This window comes from Pseudomonas sp. SD17-1 (genome assembly GCF_029201585.1).
Lineage (GTDB): Bacteria > Pseudomonadota > Gammaproteobacteria > Pseudomonadales > Pseudomonadaceae > Aquipseudomonas > Aquipseudomonas palmensis.
Genome location: NZ_CP104044.1, coordinates 2,625,779 through 2,644,406, shown reverse-complemented (window position 1 = coordinate 2,644,406; position 18,628 = coordinate 2,625,779). Strand labels below are relative to the sequence as shown.

At 67.7% G+C, this 18,628-nt stretch carries 22 protein-coding genes and 1 riboswitch; of the genes, 10 read left to right on the top strand and 12 right to left on the bottom strand.

Annotation, left to right across the window (positions count from 1 at the left end; all coding sequences use genetic code 11):
* Positions 1-102: 102 nt before the first annotated feature.
* Both N0B28_RS12055 and N0B28_RS12050 read left to right on the top strand, forming a co-directional pair.
* Positions 103-648: a hypothetical protein gene (locus tag N0B28_RS12055; RefSeq protein WP_275731908.1), complete on the top strand. Its 546-nt coding sequence runs from the start codon at positions 103-105 to the stop codon at positions 646-648.
* Between the two features lie 88 nt (positions 649-736).
* Positions 737-1,165, top strand: a complete 429-nt coding sequence (locus N0B28_RS12050; RefSeq protein ID WP_100632723.1) for a RidA family protein — start codon at positions 737-739, stop codon at positions 1,163-1,165.
* A 96-nt stretch (positions 1,166-1,261) separates the two neighbouring features.
* Here N0B28_RS12050 and N0B28_RS12045 read toward each other — a convergent pair whose 3' ends face one another.
* The 12 genes from N0B28_RS12045 to N0B28_RS11990 form a co-directional block, all read right to left on the bottom strand.
* On the bottom strand, positions 1,262-3,166 hold the full coding sequence (locus N0B28_RS12045; RefSeq protein WP_275731907.1) for a M14 family metallopeptidase: 1,905 nt from the start codon (positions 3,164-3,166) through the stop codon (positions 1,262-1,264).
* Positions 3,167-3,293: 127 nt separating this feature from the next.
* The gene (locus tag N0B28_RS12040) at positions 3,294-3,953 is read right to left on the bottom strand and encodes a TenA family protein (RefSeq protein WP_043860584.1); all 660 of its coding nucleotides are present in this window, start codon (positions 3,951-3,953) and stop codon (positions 3,294-3,296) included.
* A gap of 3 nt (positions 3,954-3,956) precedes the next feature.
* Positions 3,957-4,607, bottom strand: coding sequence for a TenA family protein (locus N0B28_RS12035; RefSeq protein ID WP_058540235.1), 651 nt, complete (start codon positions 4,605-4,607; stop codon positions 3,957-3,959).
* A 32-nt stretch (positions 4,608-4,639) separates the two neighbouring features.
* A riboswitch (TPP riboswitch) is annotated at positions 4,640-4,755 on the bottom strand.
* Positions 4,756-4,881: 126 nt separating this feature from the next.
* Complete coding sequence (ureG, locus tag N0B28_RS12030; RefSeq protein ID WP_043860582.1) at positions 4,882-5,508, bottom strand: urease accessory protein UreG; 627 nt, start codon at positions 5,506-5,508, stop codon at positions 4,882-4,884.
* A 10-nt stretch (positions 5,509-5,518) separates the two neighbouring features.
* Positions 5,519-6,193: an urease accessory protein UreF gene (locus N0B28_RS12025; RefSeq protein WP_054914445.1), complete on the bottom strand. Its 675-nt coding sequence runs from the start codon at positions 6,191-6,193 to the stop codon at positions 5,519-5,521.
* Positions 6,193-6,738, bottom strand: a complete 546-nt coding sequence (locus N0B28_RS12020; protein ID WP_275731906.1) for a HupE/UreJ family protein — start codon at positions 6,736-6,738, stop codon at positions 6,193-6,195. Before N0B28_RS12020 ends, N0B28_RS12025 begins: the two co-directional genes overlap by 1 nt.
* A 20-nt stretch (positions 6,739-6,758) precedes the next feature.
* Positions 6,759-7,244, bottom strand: coding sequence for an urease accessory protein UreE (gene ureE / locus N0B28_RS12015; RefSeq protein ID WP_123753068.1), 486 nt, complete (start codon positions 7,242-7,244; stop codon positions 6,759-6,761).
* Between the two features lie 9 nt (positions 7,245-7,253).
* Positions 7,254-8,957 (bottom strand): urease subunit alpha, encoded by a 1,704-nt coding sequence (ureC, locus tag N0B28_RS12010; protein WP_043859639.1) that lies wholly within the window; start codon positions 8,955-8,957, stop codon positions 7,254-7,256.
* The gene (locus N0B28_RS12005) at positions 8,954-9,271 is read right to left on the bottom strand and encodes an urease subunit beta (protein WP_043859640.1); all 318 of its coding nucleotides are present in this window, start codon (positions 9,269-9,271) and stop codon (positions 8,954-8,956) included. Before N0B28_RS12005 ends, ureC begins: the two co-directional genes overlap by 4 nt.
* 18 nt (positions 9,272-9,289) lie before the next feature.
* Positions 9,290-9,592, bottom strand: a complete 303-nt coding sequence (locus N0B28_RS12000) for an urease subunit gamma (RefSeq protein WP_043859641.1) — start codon at positions 9,590-9,592, stop codon at positions 9,290-9,292.
* An 11-nt stretch (positions 9,593-9,603) separates the two neighbouring features.
* A complete protein-coding gene (locus N0B28_RS11995; RefSeq protein ID WP_275731903.1) occupies positions 9,604-10,440 on the bottom strand; it encodes an urease accessory protein UreD in 837 nt (278 codons plus the stop codon).
* A 145-nt stretch (positions 10,441-10,585) separates the two neighbouring features.
* Positions 10,586-10,987 (bottom strand): hypothetical protein, encoded by a 402-nt coding sequence (locus tag N0B28_RS11990; RefSeq protein WP_054914649.1) that lies wholly within the window; start codon positions 10,985-10,987, stop codon positions 10,586-10,588.
* Between the two features lie 111 nt (positions 10,988-11,098).
* On the opposite strand from N0B28_RS11990, the gene alkB reads away from it, so the two are divergent.
* From alkB to N0B28_RS11950, 8 genes are all read left to right on the top strand, one after another.
* A complete protein-coding gene (alkB, locus tag N0B28_RS11985; RefSeq protein ID WP_054914441.1) occupies positions 11,099-11,764 on the top strand; it encodes a DNA oxidative demethylase AlkB in 666 nt (221 codons plus the stop codon).
* A 61-nt stretch (positions 11,765-11,825) separates the two neighbouring features.
* Entirely contained in the window at positions 11,826-14,327 is a 2,502-nt protein-coding gene (gene ligD, locus N0B28_RS11980; RefSeq protein ID WP_275731902.1) for a DNA ligase D, read from the top strand.
* Positions 14,324-14,596: a hypothetical protein gene (locus tag N0B28_RS11975; RefSeq protein WP_043860027.1), complete on the top strand. Its 273-nt coding sequence runs from the start codon at positions 14,324-14,326 to the stop codon at positions 14,594-14,596. The genes ligD and N0B28_RS11975 overlap by 4 nt, the downstream gene beginning before the upstream one ends.
* Positions 14,593-15,636: an acyl-CoA dehydrogenase gene (locus tag N0B28_RS11970; protein ID WP_275731901.1), complete on the top strand. Its 1,044-nt coding sequence runs from the start codon at positions 14,593-14,595 to the stop codon at positions 15,634-15,636. The genes N0B28_RS11975 and N0B28_RS11970 overlap by 4 nt, the downstream gene beginning before the upstream one ends.
* Positions 15,633-16,394, top strand: a complete 762-nt coding sequence (locus N0B28_RS11965; RefSeq protein WP_275731900.1) for a PIG-L family deacetylase — start codon at positions 15,633-15,635, stop codon at positions 16,392-16,394. Before N0B28_RS11970 ends, N0B28_RS11965 begins: the two co-directional genes overlap by 4 nt.
* A gap of 11 nt (positions 16,395-16,405) precedes the next feature.
* Positions 16,406-17,005, top strand: coding sequence for a class I SAM-dependent methyltransferase (locus tag N0B28_RS11960; RefSeq protein WP_054914437.1), 600 nt, complete (start codon positions 16,406-16,408; stop codon positions 17,003-17,005).
* Positions 17,002-17,661 (top strand): glycosyltransferase, encoded by a 660-nt coding sequence (locus N0B28_RS11955; protein WP_043860031.1) that lies wholly within the window; start codon positions 17,002-17,004, stop codon positions 17,659-17,661. The genes N0B28_RS11960 and N0B28_RS11955 overlap by 4 nt, the downstream gene beginning before the upstream one ends.
* The gene (locus N0B28_RS11950; protein ID WP_275731898.1) at positions 17,658-18,578 is read left to right on the top strand and encodes a DUF72 domain-containing protein; all 921 of its coding nucleotides are present in this window, start codon (positions 17,658-17,660) and stop codon (positions 18,576-18,578) included. The genes N0B28_RS11955 and N0B28_RS11950 overlap by 4 nt, the downstream gene beginning before the upstream one ends.
* Positions 18,579-18,628: the final 50 nt, after the last annotated feature.

The following is an 18,628-nucleotide window of genomic DNA, read 5'->3' as shown; positions in this document are numbered from 1 at the left end:
CTGCGGCAAGTGTCACGGCGCTTTGTGCGATGCCTCGTGAACCGCTGGCGCAGCGTGACCAACTGGTGTATCAAGGCGCCCTCCCGCCCCCATGGATGACACATGCGCCTGCTTCCACTGATCGTACTTGGCCTGCTGGCTGCCCAGCTCAGTGCCTGTTCACTGTTCATCCCGCGCGCCAAGGCCACGGTCGAACCGATTTCCCTGCAAAAGCAGCTCGACAGCAACCACAGTGTGTACACCCTGACCTTCGCGGCAGATGTGGATGTGCTCGACGCCTTCCGGGGCAAGACCAGCCAGTTGGGCACGCGCATCGAATGCTCGATCACCGAGGATGAGAACCTCGCCTATGACCACCGCATGACGTATTCGCTGATCGGTGAGATCGAACGCGATGACCGACCGCCCCGTGATGGCCTGTTCACCTCGAAACTGAGCTTTCAGAAAAAAGACCAGTACCGCGACCTGAGCGACGCAGCGGCCCTCGACATGCTGGCAAGAAAGCCGGTACTGCCATGCACCATGAAGGCGTCCGGCTTCTTTGTGGGCTACTACTATTCGAAGCCGTTCACCTTGCAGGCCAGCGACCTGATCCGACTGATCAACGGGCCGGTGCCTTCGCAGCGCCTATTTCTCAAACACTACTGAAGAACGTGCGGCGCCCTTGAAAACAGGTGCTTGACCTCAACCTAACTTGAGGTTTTACCCTTGCGCCTCCCTTGAGTGGAGTCGCCCCATGAGCACCAGCCAACCCGCCGTATTTGTGTTGTCCAACCCCGAAGGCCTGTACGACCCCAGCGCCAATGCCTATTCACACGTGGCCGAGGTCAGCACCGCCGCCAAGCTGCTGTACATCGCCGGCCAGGGGGGTGAAGACCCTGCCGGTACGCTGTCGCCCGACTTTGCCGAACAGGCGCGCCAGGCACTGCTCAACCTGCGCACCGCGCTGGAATCAAGAGGTGCGAGCCTGGCCGATGTATTCAAGCTGACCCTGCTGATCGTGGACCATAGCGAAGCCAGGCTGGCGCTGTGGGTGGCGGCTGCCAACGCCGCCTGGGGCCAGCTCAGCAAACCGACCTGCACCCTGATACCCGTGCCGCGCCTGGCACTGGACGGCATGCAGATCGAAGTCGATGCCGTGGCGGCCCTGCCCGCTACGAGCTGATGGCCCCTAGCGCAGCGTGCACTGCGTCTGCGCCGTCGGCTTATGCACGGCAGCGATCAGCAGCAGTGGCGTTGTCATCGACCTTTTCGGCTTGCCTCAGTACACGGCCCCCACCGGATACACGAATGCATTCACGTCATAGAAGGGCGTGCGCTGGTAAAACCAGTGCAGGCGCGCACTCGGGCTGTCGGCGAACGCCTTGTCGTCCTTGAGGCGGGCCTCGAACTCGGCCTTGAGTGCCGGGCTCGCGGCCAGCATCTTGCGCGCCATCGGCTCCATCACGTATTCCTCTGGCTCCTCCGCCGCCACCAGGGTCGCGTTGAAGAAACCCCAGGCCCAGAACGAGTCGGGGCTTTGCGGGTGCAACAGGTTGATCGCCAGCACGCCCAGCGGCTGGTCGACGTCGATCAGCACCGAACCCGCCGCAAAGGTCTGCATACGCTCCAGCGGGTTGGCCACGCCACTGACCAGCAGATGCCCTTCATAGCCCGGAATCTCGTTGGCTGCCGCACGGTCCGGCTCGAAGCCACCGGCCACCTTCACCTCATCCATGCGGTACAGCGTCACCGCCATCGCCGTGGGCTGCTCGAGGGTGCGCATGCGGATGCCATGCGCCTTGAGCCGCGCGATCACCTCGGCCCACTGCGCCGGCACCACGTACTGGCGTGGGCGCTTGACCACCAGGTCGGGCTCGGTGTTGCCAGTGACCGGCACCGTCAGCGGCTTGGGCACGTTGCCCCACACGATCGTCCTGGCACCGGTGATCGGCGACTGTTCGTAGCGGTAGTCGCCCACCTTGAAATCCACCTGCTCCTCCTTGCCCGGCTTCCAGGTCAGCACCACCTCGCGCTGGGCCGCGAGCCGGGCACGGTCACTGGCAATGGCCTGCTGCAGCGAAGCGGCCTGCTCGCCGATCACCTGGAACATCGTCTTGAGCATCACGTAGTTGCCCAGCACCTGGGTCTGGTACGGGTGCAGTGCATGCTGCTCGATCAGAATCGACGGCACGTTGCGGATATCGCCGTACTGGTTGGAGAAGCGCGCCAGGTCGGTGCGGTACGGGTAGTAGCCCTGGGTCGGGTCCTGGTTGTCGTTCATGCTGATGCACTCGTGCACCACATGCCCCTCGCCCTCCAGCGCCTGGTACACCGGCGCACGCATCACCGTGTCCATCCACGCGCTGCTGGCCGGCGACCAGCCATTGCCGTTATGGCAATACGAGCTGTCGTAGGGGTACATCGCGCCATCGGTGGAGTGGGTGTCGGCGAAGAAGCTCAGCTCGTAGGTGTTGAACACCCAGGCCACGTTGCGGATCTCGGCGCTGTCGAGCTTGGTGAAATCGCGGTTCAGGTTGAGGTTGCGCCCGTTCACGCGCCAGCCACTCTGGCGGGGGCCGTTCTGGTTGATTCGGCCATAGGCGCTGCGGCGGATATCGCCGTCCACGTTGACACTGGGGATGAACAGGATGTTGACCTTCTGCAGCAGGCCGGCCAGCGGCTTGCTGCCGGTGGTCATATCGCGCAGCAGCATGAACATCGCGTCCTTGCCGTTGGACTCGCCGGGGTGGATACCGGCCTCGATAAAGAGCGTCGGCTTGCCCGAACGCTTGAGCGCGGCGGGTGACTTGTCGGCCTCCAGCGAGGCCACCACCAGCAGCATCGGGTGGCCCTCGGCGCTTTTCTCCGGCAGCTCGCTGAGCACGATGGCGCCATTGGCGGCGGATGCCAGTTGCTGAAGGTAATCGCGGGTTTGCGCGTAGGTGCTGGTGTCGGCAAAGCCGGTGGCTTCGGCCACGGTGGTCAGGGGATTGCCGGCGGGCGCGATATAGCGGGTACTGGTGAGGGTCTGCTCGAACATTGCCGGCAGAATGCGTTGCTTGGCGGCCTCGGGGTAGCCGCTGTCATCGATATAGGCCGGGGCGCCGGGCAAGGCCGCAAGGGCGGGCAGGCTGCCGAGCAGCAGCAAGGTGGCCAGCAGGGGCTGCGGGTGCAGGTCGTTCATGATGGGTCCTTATCATGCGTAAGCAGGCAACCTTAGCTGATAAGGGGCAATGTCACCGCGATGGGATGCCGGCGAAGCGCCGCGCGAGCGGCGCTCGGTGCCGGGAGCGCCGTTGCGCCACGCCGTTCTACCGCGCCGCCAACCCCATCTGCCAGAAATCCGCCTCCAGCCGCGATGCCTGGGCAAAGATCGCCACCAGCTCGGTGAAGCGCTGCTCGGTCATGCTGCGCGCCGCCAGTTCGTCCAGGTGCAGGCGCGCTGCAGCAGCCACGCCCTGATACCCCTCCCCGGCATACTCGCCAATCCACTCGCGGTACGGATGATCACCCAGCGCCGCCACCCCGTCGGGGCTCAGCGCCCGGCCGATCTCGGCATAGCCGATCACACAGGGCGACAGCGCCACATGCAGGTCCAGCAAGTCGCCCGCCGCGCCGCAATCGAGCACGAAGCGCGTATAGGCCACGGTGGCCTGGTGCTCCGGCGCGGCCTCGATGTCAGCCTTGGACAAGCCCCAGCGCGCGCACAGGCGTACATGCAGGTCGGTCTCGTCCAGAATCGCCGCAAGCCCCGCCTGGGCGGCACGGATGTCCGAAGGCCGGCGGCTCTTGTACGCGGCCAGCGCCCAGGCCCGCGCGAACTGGATCAGGAACAGGTAATCCTGCACCAGGTAGGTACGAAACGCCGTTTCGGGCAAGCTGCCCTGGCCCATCTGGCGCACGAAGCTGTGGTCCACGTAACTGGCCCACTCGGTCGGTGCAGCAGCTTTCAAACGGTCGAAAATATCCATCGTTCACTCCCCCTGTGGGTACACGGCATCGAAAAACTCAAGCTCCAGCGCCACGGCACGCAAGAAGAAATCGGTGCTCAGCGCCTCTTCCTGCGGGCCCACGCGGTCGAGTTCGGCGCCCAGGAACGCGACGAAGTCGGCGAAGGCCGGGTTGTCGTGCAAGGTGATCCACTCGGCGTGCACGAAGTTGTCCGGCAGCGGCCTGGGCGCCTTGAGCGCCCAGTCCAGGTACAGGCCCTCGGCCACGTTGAGCACCGCCAGCACCGCCGCATAGGATCGGGTGGCCGCCGCCTGGCGCATGATCGCCTTGAAGCCGGCCGTGGGCTGTGCGTCGGCCGGCGCGGTGCGTTGCGCCTCGCTCACGCCCAGTGCCTCAAAGGCGCGCAGGAAATAGGTGTTTTCATCGCTGGCGATCATGCCGGCGAAACGCGCCAGGCGCAGGCGCGCATCGAAGGTGTCGGCGGTGGCAATGGCCGCGCCGAGCAGGGTCAGGAAGCTGTCGATGAAGCGATGGTCTTGCACCAGGTAACGCACCATCACCGGGTCCGGCAGGCTGCCGTCGCACAGCTGGGTGACGAAACGGTGGCCGACGGCGGCCGACCAGGTGGGTTCGCTTTGTTTGCGCAGGTGTTCGGTGAAACGTGGGGCAGTCATAGAGCGGCCTCGCAGTGAGACCGGCAAAGAAGGCAGGCGCTAGATCCCATCCCTTCGCCGGCATGATCCGGATCAGGTTCGAAGGGTCACCGCGCTGCAGATGCCAGCGGTTTCTCAGCCCGTTGCCGGGGCTCCCCTTGGTGCGCACACTGTATACAGCGATGTGGGCAATGTGCAATGCGCAGGCACCGCATCGATGCCATCGCGGGTCAAGCCCGCTCCCACAGGAGCTGGCGCCGTCCTTGTGGGAGCGGGCTTGACCCGCGATAGGCATTCACACCGAAACCGGTTTCAACATCCCCCGCTCGACAATGAACCCGATCACCGCCTGCAAACCCTGCCCCGTCTTCAGGTTGCTGAACGTCCACGGCCGCTCGGGCCGCATGCGCCGGGTGTCCTTTTCCATGACCTCCAGCGACGCACCCACATAGGGCGCCAGGTCGATCTTGTTGATCACCAGAAAATCCGACTTGGTGATCCCCGGCCCGCCCTTGCGCGGGATCTTCTCGCCTTCGGCCACGTCGATCACGTAGATCGTCAGGTCGGCCAGCTCCGGGCTGAAGGTGGCACTCAGGTTGTCACCGCCACTCTCGACGAAGATCACTTCCAGGTTGCCGAACTTGCGCGCCAGATCCTCCACCGCCGCCAGGTTCATCGAGGCATCTTCACGGATCGCGGTATGCGGGCAGCCGCCGGTCTCCACGCCGACGATGCGCTCGGGTTCGAGCGCGCCGGCTTCGGTAAGGATGCGCTGGTCTTCCTTGGTGTAGATGTCGTTGGTGACCACGGCGATCTGGTAGTCATCGCGCATGGCCTTGCACAGCGCTTCGAGCAGCGCGGTCTTGCCGGAGCCGACCGGGCCGCCGACACCGACGCGCAGGGGTTGCTGGTAGCTTTGCATGGCAGTTTCCTCAGGATCGGAACAATCGGGTGTATTGGGTTTCATGGCGGGCAGAGGCAATCGCCAGCAACGGCAGGCCGCCGCCCAGGTGTTCATCAGGTACGTCCAGCGCCCACTCCAGTACCGCAGGCAGCTCCTCGCACAACTCGCGCAGCAGGGTCTGGGCCGCCTGCTGACCGAACGGCACCAGCTTGACCCCGGCCATCACCGCCCCTTCCAGCCAGGCAAAGCCATGCCCCAGGGCCAGCTCACGCAGCGGGATCTGCCAGTGCACGGCCAGCCAGGCCATGCCGCCCAGCTGGCTCAGCTCGACGCTGCTGCGCCAGGCCGGCGCCTGACACAGCTGCCAGCCATCGAGCAGGCGCGCCAGGGCCTTGCCGCGCTGGCGTTCCTCCAGGCGCAGCTCGGCGGTTTCGCGGTTGGCCAGCAAAAAGCTGCTCCAGTGGGCGAACGCATCGGCATCTTGCGCGCGGCACGCGCTGTACAGCCGTTGCAGCAGCGGCCAGTCGAGGTGGCCGAGGGTGTCGTGCAACTGCTCGCGCTGCCAGGCGCCAAAGCCGTCGGCCCCCGTCACCCAGCCCGCCTCCACCGCCCACTCCAACCCCTGGGAATAGGTGAAGCCCCCCACCGGCAGGTTGGCGCTGACCAGTTGCAGCAGGCGCAGCAACTGCAGGTTGGCGCTCATCAGCCGGCCAGCACCAGGGCGGCACCGGCCAGCAGGCCGCCGCCACAGGCCTTCTGCAGCCCGGGGTGACGGCGCAACAGGCGCCCGGCGCCATAGCCTGCCAGCAGCAACAGGCCGCTGACCGCGACAAAGCCTGCGCTGAACACCCAGAACGCGCCCGGGCTGGCTTCGACGCCGTGGGCCCAGCCGTGAAACAGCGCGAACACCGGCATGACCAGCGCCAGCAGCACCTGGCGGCTGGGCAGCAGCAGCGCCGCGGCGGCCACCAGCAGCGAGCCGATGATCATGCTCTCCATGCCGATCACGCCCCCGAACAGATGGCCCATCAGCGCGCCGCCGAACATCGCCGCCAGCGTGGCCAGCGGCAGCGCCAGGGTGCGCCCGGTCAGGGCGGCCAGCACCCCGGTGCCCAGCAGCATCAGCAGGTGGTCAAGCCCGGTGAGCGGGTGCAGCACCCCGTCCTGCAGGGGGTTGCTGTCGTGGCCGGGGTGGGCGAACGCAGGGACGGCGATCAGCAGCAAGGCAAACGCGAGGGTCTTTTTCATCGTGCAACTCCATGTCGAAATCAGTGGGCGTGGCCAGGCACGCGAACAAAGGGGTGATCGTTGTGGCTGTGGCTGTGCGGCGCGCTCTGGTAGGCGCCGGCCTCGGGCTCGAACGGCGCCTGTTCCACCGCCACCTCAAGGCCGAAGCCACGCACCATGTCGTCCAGCACATGGTCGTGCTGGTACCGCACGAAATCGCGCTCGATCTGCAACGGCACATGCCGATTGCCCAGGTGATAGGCGGCGCGGGCCAGCGCCAGCGGGTCGGCGCAGCGCACCGTCGAGACCTGCTCCGGCGCCGCCAGCACGCGAATCACCTCACGCCCCTGGGCGTCGGCCAGCAGCTCGCCGCCGCGAATCAGCTGGCCGCGTTCGAGCATCAGCCCGGCCTCGCGCCCGTCATCCAGGGTGATGCGCACGCGGCTCTTGATGCGCGTATCCAGGCTCAGGGTGGCAGTGGCGCCGATGTGTGCGGCCTGGTTCAGGCGTTGCGTCAACAGGATCATGCTCGCTCCTCAAAACAGAAAATAACGCTGCGCCATCGGCAGCACGCTGGCCGGCTCGCACACCAGCAGCTCGCCGTCGGCGCGTACCTCATAGGTTTGTGAATCCACTTCGATGGTGGGCATCAGCCCGTTGTGCAGCATGTCGGCCTTGCGCACCGTGCGACAGCCCCGGGCCACGCCGATCAGGCTGCGCAGGCGCAGTTCATGGTGAACGCCACGCTCCACCGCGGCCTGGGACAGGAACGTCATGCGCGTGGCGTTGCGCGCCTGGCCCAGGGCGCCGAACATCGGCCGGTAGTGCACCGGCTGCGGCGTGGGGATCGAGCCGTTGATGTCGCCCATCGGCGCCATCACGATCATCCCGCCCTTGAGCACCAGTGCGGGCTTGACCCCGAAGAACGCCGGCGACCACAGCACCAGGTCGGCCAGCTTGCCGGCCTCCAGCGAACCGACTTCATGGGCGATGCCATGGGTCAGCGCCGGGTTGATGGTGTACTTGGCGATGTAGCGCTTGACCCGGAAGTTGTCGCTGCGCGCGGTGTCAGGCGCCAACGGGCCGCGGCGCAGTTTCATCTGGTGCGCCACCTGCCAGGTGCGCAGCACCACCTCGCCCACCCGGCCCATGGCCTGGGAGTCTGACGAGGTCATCGAGAACGCGCCGATGTCGTGCAGGATGTCTTCGGCGGCAATCGTCTCGCGGCGGATGCGCGACTCGGCGAAGGCCACGTCCTCGGGGATGCTGGTGTCCAGGTGGTGGCACACCATCAGCATGTCCAGGTGCTCGTCCACGGTGTTGACGGTGTACGGCAGGGTCGGGTTGGTGGAGGACGGCAGCACGTTGGCGTAGCCCGCCGCACGGATGATGTCCGGCGCATGCCCGCCGCCCGCGCCCTCGGTATGGAAGGTGTGAATGGTGCGGTCGCCGATGGCGGCCAGGGTGTCTTCAATGCAGCCGCTCTCGTTGAGGGTGTCGCTGTGCAGCGCCACCTGCACGTCCATCGCCTCGGCCACGCCCAGGCAACAGTCGATGGCCGCCGGGGTCGAGCCCCAGTCTTCGTGCAGCTTGAGCCCCACCGCCCCGGCCTCGATCTGCTCGCGCAGGGCCTGGGGCTGCGAGGCATTGCCCTTGCCCAGCAGGCCGATGTTGATCGGCAGTTCGTCGGCGGCCTGGAGCATGCGCGCCAGGTACCAGGTGCCCGAAGTACAGGTGGTGGCGTTGGTGCCGGTGGCCGGCCCGGTGCCGCCGCCGATGAAGGTGGTGATGCCCGACACCAGCGCCTCGTCGACCTGCTGCGGGCAGATGAAATGAATGTGCGAGTCGATGCCGCCGGCGGTGACGATCTTGCCCTCGGCGGCGATCACCTCGGTGCCCGGCCCCACCGCCAGGGTCACGCCGGGCTGCACGTCGGGGTTGCCGGCCTTGCCGATGCCGAAGATGCGCCCGTTCTTCACGCCGATATCGGCCTTGACGATGCCCCAGTGGTCGATGATCAGGGCGTTGGTCAGCACCAGGTCCATGGCCTCGGCGGCCAGCATCTGGCCCTGGCCCATGCCGTCGCGGATCACCTTGCCGCCGCCGAACTTGACCTCTTCACCGTAGACCGTGAAGTCCTGCTCGACCTCCACCCACAGCTCGGTGTCGGCCAGGCGCACGCGGTCGCCCACGGTGGGGCCGAACATGTCGGCATAGGCACGCCGGGAAATACGGCTCATGCCACGGCCCCCAGCTTGCCCATCACCCGGCCCTGGAAGCCATACACCTCGCGCTTGCCGGCATAGGCCACCAGGTTGACGGTGCGCGCCTGGCCCGGTTCGAAGCGCACGGCAGTGCCGGCGGCGATGTCCAGGCGAAAGCCGCGGGTGGCCTCGCGCTCGAACACCAGAAAGGCGTTGACCTCGTAGAAGTGATAGTGCGAGCCGACCTGGATCGGCCGGTCGCCATGGTTGGCCACGCTGACGCTGATCGTGGCGCGACCGGCGTTGAGTTCGATGTCGCCGTCGGCGACCTGGATTTCTCCGGGAATCATGGGCTGCTCCTGGGCAGGTCAGACGATAGGGTCGTGGACGGTGACCAGCTTGGTCCCGTCGGGAAAGGTCGCTTCCACCTGCACGTCGTGGATCATCTCGCTGACGCCTTCCATCACCTGGTCACGCCCGAGCACTTCGCGGCCCAGGCTCATCAGCTCGGCCACCGTGCGCCCGTCGCGGGCACCTTCCATCACGCTGGCACTGATCAGCGCCACCGCCTCGGGGTAGTTGAGCTTCAGCCCACGGGCCAGGCGGCGCTCGGCGAGCAACGCGGCGGTGAACAGCAGCAGTTTGTCTTTCTCTCTCGGGGTCAGCTCCATGGTGCGGTCTCTCAAGTGGCCCAGATGCGCGGCGGGCATGGCGGCAAGCCGACGACGGTCGGTCGCAGGGCGCGCCACAGCCGCTGCAGGGTGGATTGCAGGCGTTGGTTGTCGTGGTCGAGCAGGCGTACCACCAGCAGCTGGCCAAGCAGCGTGGCGCCGGCGGGCACCGGCAGCGGGTGGATCAGTTCGCGCACCTGTTCAAGCAGTTGCTCGTTGGCCGGGGCGGCGCAGAAGGTGGCCAGCAGCGGGTGGCCGCCCAGCTTGTGCAGGTGCCCACCCTGCAGGCGCAGGCGCTCGTGCAGGCCGGGGTCGTCGGGCATGTCCACCTGCAGCCGGCTGTCCACGGCGCCATGGCTGAAGGCCTCGCCCATTACCGGGCGGCCCAGGCACAGGGTTTCCCAGGCCAGCAGGCGCGCGCCGGGGGCCAGGCTGAAATGGCTGTGCAGCGATACCCGCGCGCCGGGGAAGCAGATGCTGTCCTGGGGCAGCCACTCCAGGGCGCTGCCCTCGGCCAGGTGAAAGCGCTGGCGCAGCACCGAGGTGGGCCCGGCGCTGCGGTAGAACTTGGTGGCGCCGGGCATGGTCAGCAGCGCATGGCTGCCCGGCTCCAGGTGCAGGTTCAGGGCCAGGCGATCACCCCCCACCACCCCGCCCGGGGGGTGCAGCACATACACATGGCAGGGGTCGCCTTCGGGGTAGAACGGGCGCTGCACCAGAAGTGGGCCGAAATGCTGGCGTGCACCAATTCGGGTCCGCCCCTGACCTGCGACGAAGCGCAGGTTCAGTTCGGCGTTCCAGCCGGCCGGATCAACCGGCGCGGGGATAAATCGTTGAGCTAGCGTCATGCACGGCGGCCCTGGGCAATGGAGTGGCGACACGGCAAGGCCGGTGTCTGACCAATCGATCAGCTATCGATGCCTGGGGCAATGCAGGTTGCGAGCCAATGTTGTGCATTGGCGTGGTCACGGCGTAGGAAACGCCCTGCGATGGTTACTGCTGGCCAAACAGGTCATGGGCGTCGAGCAGCCGGTAGGCGATCTCGGGACGTTTTTCGAGGGCGCGGCGGATGGCCGCCGGTATGCTCTGGCGGGTCTTGCGGCACAACCCTGGCGGGCCCTCGACCTCGATACGGATACCGCGCATGGTGCGCACTTCATTGGGGCCGGGGGCGATGTGCACCTGGATGCCGAGCTGATCGAACAGGCGGCGCTGCAGGTGTTCGAGGTCGGGCAGGCTCTGCAGGTTTTCCAGGCGTTGGAGCAGGCGGTTTTCTTCCTGGCGGGTCAGGCGCAGAATGCGCAGGTCGGCGCCCGGCGTTTCGAGCAGGCGTTCGCGCTCGCAGATGCAGGCACCGGGTGGGCAGGGTTGGCGCAGCGGTATGATGGGCTCCATGAGGCCCAAGCATAGTCACCGGCCCCTGCGCCGGCAACGCCGGCTCCTGCCCGGTTTGCGTCGCCTGCAGGCGCCGGCGTTGCCGGCGAAGGCGTCACTGGAGATCCTTGCATGAAACAACCCGAACTCGACCTGTTCGGCCCACCCGCCCTCGGCGCCCCCGAATGGATCGGCAAGCAGACGCTGCTGCTGCCAGGCTTTGCCCTGGACCTCGTCGAGCCCCTGCTGCCGGCCCTGCGCACGGTGCTGCGCGCCGCACCGTTTCGCAACCAGCTCACCCCCGGCGGGCGCACCATCGAGGTGGCGGTCACCAATTGCGGGCCACTGGGCTGGGTCAGCGACCGCCTGGGCTACCGCTACAGCCCCTTCGACCCGCTCACCGGCAAGCCCTGGCCTGCCCTGCCCACGCTGCTCGCCGAGCTGGCCGCTGCCGCCGCAGAGGCCGCCGGCTTCGCCCATTTCAGGCCCGACGCCTGCCTGATCAACCACTACCAGCCCGGCAACCGCCTGACCCTGCACCAGGACCGCAACGAACGCGACTTCAGCCAGCCCATCGTGTCGATCTCGCTGGGCCTGCCGGCGGTGTTCCTGTTCGGCGGGCACACCCGCAGCGAGCCCACCCGCAAGGTCGGCCTGCAGCACGGCGATGTGATGGTCTGGGGCGGCGAGGATCGCCTGCGCTTTCACGGGGTCAACCCGCTCAAGGACGGCGAGCACCCCCTGCTGGGCGCCCGCCGCATCAACCTGACCCTGCGCAAGGCCGGTCAACCCGATTGAACTCCCGCCGGTCTGCGCCCCTCCCACTTCATAGGGTTTGTATGAACGATGGAGCACGGCAATGGCCAAGCCACTGCAGGAATACCAGCGCAAGCGCAACTTCGACGCCACCCCGGAGCCGGCCGGCAAGGCCCGCCGCGGTGCGCGCGCGCAGGCATTGCAGTTCTGCATCCAGAAGCACGACGCCAGCCACCTGCATTACGACTTTCGCCTGGAGCTGAACGGCACCCTCAAGAGCTGGGCCATCCCCAAGGGCCCGTCACTGGACCCGAAGGTCAAGCGCCTGGCCGTCCACGTCGAAGACCACCCGCTGGACTACGCCAGCTTCGAGGGCAGCATCCCCGCAGGCCATTACGGTGCGGGCGAAGTGATCGTGTGGGACCGCGGCGTGTGGCTGCCCGAGGGCGACCCGGCCCAGGGCTATGCCAGCGGCAAGCTGCGCTTTCGCCTGCAGGGCGAAAAGCTGAACGGCACCTGGCATCTGTTTCGCACCCGCCTTGGCGGCAAGAAGGAACAGTGGATGCTGGTCAAGTCCGACGACGAGGCTGCCCGCGCCGAGGCCGACTACGACGTGCTGCAGGCCCAGCCCGACAGCGTGCTCAGCGAGCGCAGCCTGATCCCGCGCACCAAGGGCAAGGGCAAAGACAAGGACAAGCCCAAGGCCGCACCCCCGCCTCGCCGCCCAGCCAGGGCCGGCACACTGAGTGCGGCCAGGAAGGCCACCCTGCCCGCCGCCCTCACGCCGCAACTGGCCACCCTGGTGGAAACCCCGCCACAAGGCGACTGGCGCTACGAGGTCAAGTTCGACGGCTACCGCATCCTGGCGCGCATCGACGGCGACGACGTGCGCCTGTTCACCCGCAACGGCCACGACTGGACCGCGCGCATGCCGCTGCAGGCCAAGGCCCTGGCCAGCCTGGGGCTGAGCTCGGCCTGGCTGGATGGCGAAGTGGTGGTGGCCAACGCCGAGGGTATCGCCGACTTCCAGGCCCTGCAGAACGCCTTCGACAGCGACACCGATGCCAACATCGTCTACTACCTGTTCGACCTGCCCTACCTCAATGGCATGGACCTGCGCCAATGCCCGTTGCAGGAGCGGCGCGCCGCCCTGGCGGCCGTGCTTGAACCGGCCGACGAACAACGCCTGCGTTTGAGTGCCGATTTCGACGAAGCCCCCGAGTCCCTGCTGGCCAGCGCCTGCCAGATGCAGATGGAGGGCCTGATCGGCAAACGTGCCGACAGCCTCTATGTATCGCGGCGCAGTCACGACTGGATCAAGCTCAAGTGCAAGCAGCGCCAGGAATTCGTGATCGTCGGCTTCACCGAACCCAAGGGCAGCCGCGCCGCGTTCGGCGCCCTGCTGCTGGGGGTGCACGACGCCGACAACGGCCAGCTGCGCTACGCCGGCAAGGTCGGCACCGGCTTCAATACCGCCACCCTGCAGAGCCTGCTCCAGCGCCTCACCCCGCTCGAGGTGAAAAAGCCCGCGGTCGCCAACCCACCCACCGGCGCCGAAGCCCGCGGCGTGCACTGGCTCAGGCCACAGCTGCTGGCCGAGGTGGCCTACGCCCAGATGACCCGCGAAGGGGTGGTACGCCATTCGGTGTTCCATGGCCTGCGCGAAGACAAGCCGGCCCGCGCCATCGGCCTGGAGAAACCCGTGAAAGCGCCTACCCGCAAAGCCTCCGACAACACCCTGCGCATCACCCACCCCGACCGGGTGATCGATGCCAGCAGCGGCACCGACAAACGCCAGGTGGCCGAGTACTACGCCCAGGTCGCCGAATGGATCCTGCCGCACCTCAAGCGTCGCCCCGTGGCGCTGGTGCGCGCACCGGAGGGCCTGAGCGGCGAGCTGTTCTTCCAGAAGAACGCCGCCCAGCTGAACATCCCGGGCCTGGAGAGTCACGACAAGGCCGAGGCCGGCCAGGCAGTGATGATCATCGACCGCGCCGACACCCTGCTGGGCGCGGTACAGATGAACACCCTGGAACTGCACACCTGGAACGCCACCGCCAGGGACTTCGACAAACCCGACCGTTTCGTGCTCGACCTCGACCCCGACCCGGCATTGCCCTGGAAGGCCATGGTCGAAGCGACCCAGCTGACCCTGGCACTGCTCGACGAACTGGGCCTGCAGGCGTTTCTGAAAACCAGTGGCGGCAAGGGCATGCACGTGGTGGTGCCGCTGACCCGGCGTGCCGGCTGGGACGAAGTCAAGGCGTTCAGCCATGCCATCGTCACCCACATGGCCGGGTTGTTCCCCGACCGGCTGTCCGCCGTTTCGGGGCCTAAGAACCGCGTGGGGCGCATCTTCATCGACTACCTGCGCAACGCCCGTGGCGCCACTACCGTGTGCGCCTATTCGCTGCGCGCCCGCGAAGGGCTGCCGGTGTCGGTACCGATCCGCCGCGAAGAGCTCACCGAACTCAAGGGCGCCAACCAGTGGAACCTGCACAACCTGGGCGAGCGCCTGGCCAATGGCGACGACCCCTGGGCCGACTACGACAAGACCCGCCAGTCGCTCACCGTGGCGCTGCGCAAGCGCATGGGCGTGGCATGAAGGGCCTGGACTGGATCGACCTGCTGCAGTGGCCGGCCATGCTGCTCACCCTGGTGGCAGCCTGGTGGATCGGCTCGCGTCAGCCGCGTCGGCGGCGCATCGGCTTCTGCTGCTTCATGGCCAGCAACCTGCTGTGGGTGGTGTGGGGCTGGCATACCGAGGCCTGGGCATTGATCGTGCTGCAGTTCTGCCTGTGCGCCATGAACCTGCGCGGCCTGAAAAAGAATACCTCGACCCACGCTGCGTGCCCCAAGGAGTCCGCCTCATGAGCATTGTTCAAACCTTCGACCTGGGCCGCCTGGACACCCTGCTGCGCCAGTTCGCCGAGCGCCCGCAACCGCTGAACCTGGACAGCCAGCTGCTCGAACTGATGCAGGCCCTGCAGGCAGCCGGCCTGGAACGCCTGCCGTTGCCCGGCCAGGGCCAGACGCTGCATCGCTGGCAGACCCTGGCGCGGGTGGCCGGCGCCGACCTGGCCCTGGCCAAGCTGTATGAAGGGCATACCGATGCCCTGGCGATACTCGCCGAATGCGCCGGGGCGCACCTGGCCGGCAACGGGATCTGGGGCGTATGGGCGGCCGAGCCGCCCAGCGCACGGGTGCGCATCGTGGCTCGCGACAACCAGCGGGTGTACCTACAGGGGCGCAAGGCCTGGTGCTCCGGCGCGCTGCAGATCGACCACGGCCTGCTCACCGCCTGGGACGAAGACGAACAGCCGCAACTGGTGGCGCTGGACCTTGCCGAGACGGGTCTGCACCGGGTGGCAGACGGCTGGCAGGCGGTGGGCATGGGCATTACCGCCAGCGTCGAGCTGGAACTGGAACACACCCCGGCGCACCTGGTGGGTGGCCCTGGCCAGTACCTCAGTCGCCCCGGCTTCTGGCACGGCGGCGCCGGCATCGCCGCCTGCTGGTACGGCGCCGCCGAGGCCCTGGCCGACTACCTGCGCGAACACTGTCGCCAGCCACGCCCCGACCCCCACGCCGACGCCCACCTGGGCGCGGTGGACGCTGCCCTGTGCGGCGCCGCTGCAGCCCTGCGCGAGTGCGCCGCACAGATCGACGCACAGCCCCAGGCCGATGCCCAGTTCGCCGTACGCCGTGTGCGCGCCCAGGTCGAATACGCCGCCACCCTGGTGCTGACGCACGTGGGCCGCGCCCTGGGTGCCACCCCGTTCTGCCGCAACAGCCACTTCGCCCGGCTCAGCGCCGACCTGCCGGTGTTCCTGCGCCAGAGCCACGCCGAGCGCGACCTGGCCGAACTGGGCCGGCAACTGGCCGGGCGTGAAGCCGGCGGGTGGCAGCTATGAGCGTCGACAACCCGATCAAGGCAGCCGGCAGCGGCACGCCATTGTCGCTGTGGCAGGCGTCCAGCGCCCTGGCCCAGGTCGCCACGGTGCAGGCCGATGAGCTGCTGCCCCCCGGTGCGCGCCTGGTGGTGGTGGCGCCCCACCCGGATGACGAGGTGCTTGGTTGCGGTGGCCTGCTGTCGACCTTCTGCGGCCGTGAGCAGGCGCTGCTGCTGGTGTCGGTGACCGATGGCGAAGGCAGCCACCCCGGCTCGCTCGCCTGGCCAGGCGAGCGCCTGCGCGTGCAGCGCCCCCTGGAAAGCCGCGCAGCCCTGGCCGCGCTGGGGCTGGACGTCGACCGGGTGGCCTGGCAGCGCCTGCACCTGGCCGACAGTGGCGTGGCCGCGCACGAAGCGCAGCTGGCCCATGCGCTGGTGCGTTGCCTGCGCCCCGACGACCGGGTGCTGAGCACCTGGCGCCTGGACGGCCACTGCGACCACGAGGCCGTGGGCCGTGCCAGCGCACAGGCGGCGCAGACCGTGGGCGCGCAACTGATCGAGGTGCCGGTCTGGGCCTGGCACTGGGCCCGGCCGGACGACCCGCGCCTGCCGTGGCGCCGTGCGCGCAAGCTGGCGCTCAGCCCGCAGCAACTTGCGCGCAAGCGCGCCGCCATCGCCGCGCATGCCAGCCAGCTCCATGCCGATGGCGAGCAGCCACCGGTGTTGAGCCAGACCACCCTGCAACGCCTTCTGCAACCTTTCGAACTGCTGTTTCTATGACGGGTGTTTCCATGAGCGTATCGCCGCAGTATTTCGAACAGCTGTTCGAGCACGATGAAGACCCCTGGGCCTTTCGGACCCGCTGGTACGAGAAGCGCAAGCGCGACCTGACCCTGGCCTGCCTGCCGCGCCAGTACTACACGCGCATCTTCGAGCCCGCCTGCGCCAACGGCGAGCTCAGTGCAGCGCTGGCCGAGCGCACCGAGGCCCTGCTGTGCCAGGACCTCAATGCCACTGCCGTGGAGCTTGCGCGCCGGCGCCTGGCAGCCTGCCCCCAGGCCAGTGTGAGCCAGGGCCACCTGCCCGGCGACTGGCCGGGGGGCGAGTTCGACCTGATCGTGCTCAGCGAGATCGGCTACTACCTCGACCCCGCGCAGTGGCTGCAGGTGATCGAACAGGCCGTGGCCAGCCTGAGCCCTGGCGGTGCGCTGCTGGCCTGCCACTGGCTGCACCCCATCGACGGCTGCCCGCAGGATGGCCGCCAGGTACACGCCCTGCTCGATCAGCGCCTGCCGCTGTACCGCGCCGTGCGCCACGAAGAAGCCGACTTCCTGCTCGAATACTGGTGTTGCCAGCCGTGTGCCATTGACCTGCAGGAGCCTTGCCTATGATCGGCGTGATCGTCCCCGCGCATAACGAAGAACAGTACCTGCCGGCCTGCCTGCGCGCCCTCGGGCAGGCGGCGGCGCAGGCCGAGGCCCTTGGCGAGCGCGTAGAGATCGTGGTGGTGCTCGACCAGTGCAGCGATGCCAGCCAAGCCATTGCCCTGGCGCACGGCGTGCACACCCTGCAGGTCACTGCGCGCAACGTGGGCTACGCCCGGCGTGCCGGCGCCAGCTGGATGCTCGAGCGCGGCGCGCGCTGGCTGGCCTGCACCGACGCCGACAGCTGCGTGCCGGCCGACTGGCTGGTGTGCCAGCTGGACTGCGCCGCCGACGCCGTGTGCGGCACGGTGCACGTGGAGCAATGGCAGGCGCACCAGGATGCGGCGTTGCAGGCGCGTTACCTGGCCCACTACCAGGCCCGCGAGGACCACCGGCACATCCATGGCGCCAACCTGGGCATCTGCGCCAGGGCCTACCAGCGGGTCGGCGGGTTCCGGCCCGTGCCGCTGGACGAAGACGTGCAACTGATCAGCGACCTTGAGCTGAGCGGCGCGCGCATCGTGTGGACGGCACGCAACAGCGTGTCCACCAGCAGCCGTGGCGACTGCCGGGCGCGGGGCGGCTTCGGCGACTTCCTCACCACCCTGGCGGCTACCCCGTGAGCCGTGGCGCGGCGCAGGTGCATATCGGCATCTCGGGCTGGCGCTATGTGCCGTGGCGGGGCGACTTCTACCCCGAGGGCCTGCGCCAGAAGGACGAGCTGCACTTCGCCTCGCGGGCGGTCAACAGCATCGAGATCAACGGCACCTTCTATGCGCTGCAACGTCCCGAGCGTTTCGCCGGCTGGGCGGCCGAAACGCCGCCAGGCTTCGTGTTCAGCGTCAAGGCGCCGCGCTTCATCACCCACGTGAAGCGCCTGCGCGAGATCGACGAACCGCTGGCCAACTTCTATGCTTCCGGCCCCCTGTCGCTGGGCAGCAAGCTGGGGCCGACCTTGTGGCAGTTCCCGCCGAACATGCGTTTTGACGAGGGGTTGTTCGATGCGTTTCTGGCGCGCCTGCCGCACACCGGCAAGCAGGCCAAGGCCCTGGCCGCGCAGTGTGCCGAGCGGATGCAGCGTGCGGGTTACCTGGAGGGCGCCGACCGGCAGGTGGTGCGCCATGCAGTGGAGGTGCGTCACGAGAGCTTTCTGGACCCGGCGTTCGTGGCGTTGCTGCGCACGTACCGGGTAGCGCTGGTGGTGGCCGACACGGCGAAGAAGTGGCCGCATGTGGAGGACTTGACCAGCGACTTCGTGTACATGCGCCTGCATGGGGATGTGGCGCTGTACAGCAGCGGTTATTCAGAGGCGGCCTTGCGCGGCTGGCAAAAGCGTATCCAGGCGTGGAAACGCGGGGCGCAGCCTGGGGATGCGCGGTTGATCGATGCGGCGAGTGCGGCGCCGAAGGCGGCGCATCGCGATGTGTACTGCTACTTCGACAACGACATCAAGGTGCGCGCGCCCTATGACGCCAGACGGTTGCTGGAGCTGCTGAAGCTGGACAAGGGCCTGGAAGCGACACCGGGTGCTGCGCTGTAGGAGCCAGCCAGGCTGGCGAACCGGACACCGCGAAACACCGGCCAACGCAG

Bases quoted from the DNA above. Each gene is read 5' to 3' on its own strand.
- N0B28_RS12055 (WP_275731908.1), top strand. From the start codon at position 103: ATGCGCCTGCTTCCACTGATCGTACTTGGCCTGCTGGCTGCCCAGCTC.
- N0B28_RS12050 (WP_100632723.1), top strand. From the start codon at position 737: ATGAGCACCAGCCAACCCGCCGTATTTGTGTTGTCCAACCCCGAAGGC.
- N0B28_RS12045 (WP_275731907.1), bottom strand. From the start codon at position 3,166: ATGAACGACCTGCACCCGCAGCCCCTGCTGGCCACCTTGCTGCTGCTC.
- N0B28_RS12040 (WP_043860584.1), bottom strand. From the start codon at position 3,953: ATGGATATTTTCGACCGTTTGAAAGCTGCTGCACCGACCGAGTGGGCC.
- N0B28_RS12035 (WP_058540235.1), bottom strand. From the start codon at position 4,607: ATGACTGCCCCACGTTTCACCGAACACCTGCGCAAACAAAGCGAACCC.
- ureG (WP_043860582.1), bottom strand. From the start codon at position 5,508: ATGCAAAGCTACCAGCAACCCCTGCGCGTCGGTGTCGGCGGCCCGGTC.
- N0B28_RS12025 (WP_054914445.1), bottom strand. From the start codon at position 6,193: ATGAGCGCCAACCTGCAGTTGCTGCGCCTGCTGCAACTGGTCAGCGCC.
- N0B28_RS12020 (WP_275731906.1), bottom strand. From the start codon at position 6,738: ATGAAAAAGACCCTCGCGTTTGCCTTGCTGCTGATCGCCGTCCCTGCG.
- ureE (WP_123753068.1), bottom strand. From the start codon at position 7,244: ATGATCCTGTTGACGCAACGCCTGAACCAGGCCGCACACATCGGCGCC.
- ureC (WP_043859639.1), bottom strand. From the start codon at position 8,957: ATGAGCCGTATTTCCCGGCGTGCCTATGCCGACATGTTCGGCCCCACC.
- N0B28_RS12005 (WP_043859640.1), bottom strand. From the start codon at position 9,271: ATGATTCCCGGAGAAATCCAGGTCGCCGACGGCGACATCGAACTCAAC.
- N0B28_RS12000 (WP_043859641.1), bottom strand. From the start codon at position 9,592: ATGGAGCTGACCCCGAGAGAGAAAGACAAACTGCTGCTGTTCACCGCC.
- N0B28_RS11995 (WP_275731903.1), bottom strand. From the start codon at position 10,440: ATGACGCTAGCTCAACGATTTATCCCCGCGCCGGTTGATCCGGCCGGC.
- N0B28_RS11990 (WP_054914649.1), bottom strand. From the start codon at position 10,987: ATGGAGCCCATCATACCGCTGCGCCAACCCTGCCCACCCGGTGCCTGC.
- alkB (WP_054914441.1), top strand. From the start codon at position 11,099: ATGAAACAACCCGAACTCGACCTGTTCGGCCCACCCGCCCTCGGCGCC.
- ligD (WP_275731902.1), top strand. From the start codon at position 11,826: ATGGCCAAGCCACTGCAGGAATACCAGCGCAAGCGCAACTTCGACGCC.
- N0B28_RS11975 (WP_043860027.1), top strand. From the start codon at position 14,324: ATGAAGGGCCTGGACTGGATCGACCTGCTGCAGTGGCCGGCCATGCTG.
- N0B28_RS11970 (WP_275731901.1), top strand. From the start codon at position 14,593: ATGAGCATTGTTCAAACCTTCGACCTGGGCCGCCTGGACACCCTGCTG.
- N0B28_RS11965 (WP_275731900.1), top strand. From the start codon at position 15,633: ATGAGCGTCGACAACCCGATCAAGGCAGCCGGCAGCGGCACGCCATTG.
- N0B28_RS11960 (WP_054914437.1), top strand. From the start codon at position 16,406: ATGAGCGTATCGCCGCAGTATTTCGAACAGCTGTTCGAGCACGATGAA.
- N0B28_RS11955 (WP_043860031.1), top strand. From the start codon at position 17,002: ATGATCGGCGTGATCGTCCCCGCGCATAACGAAGAACAGTACCTGCCG.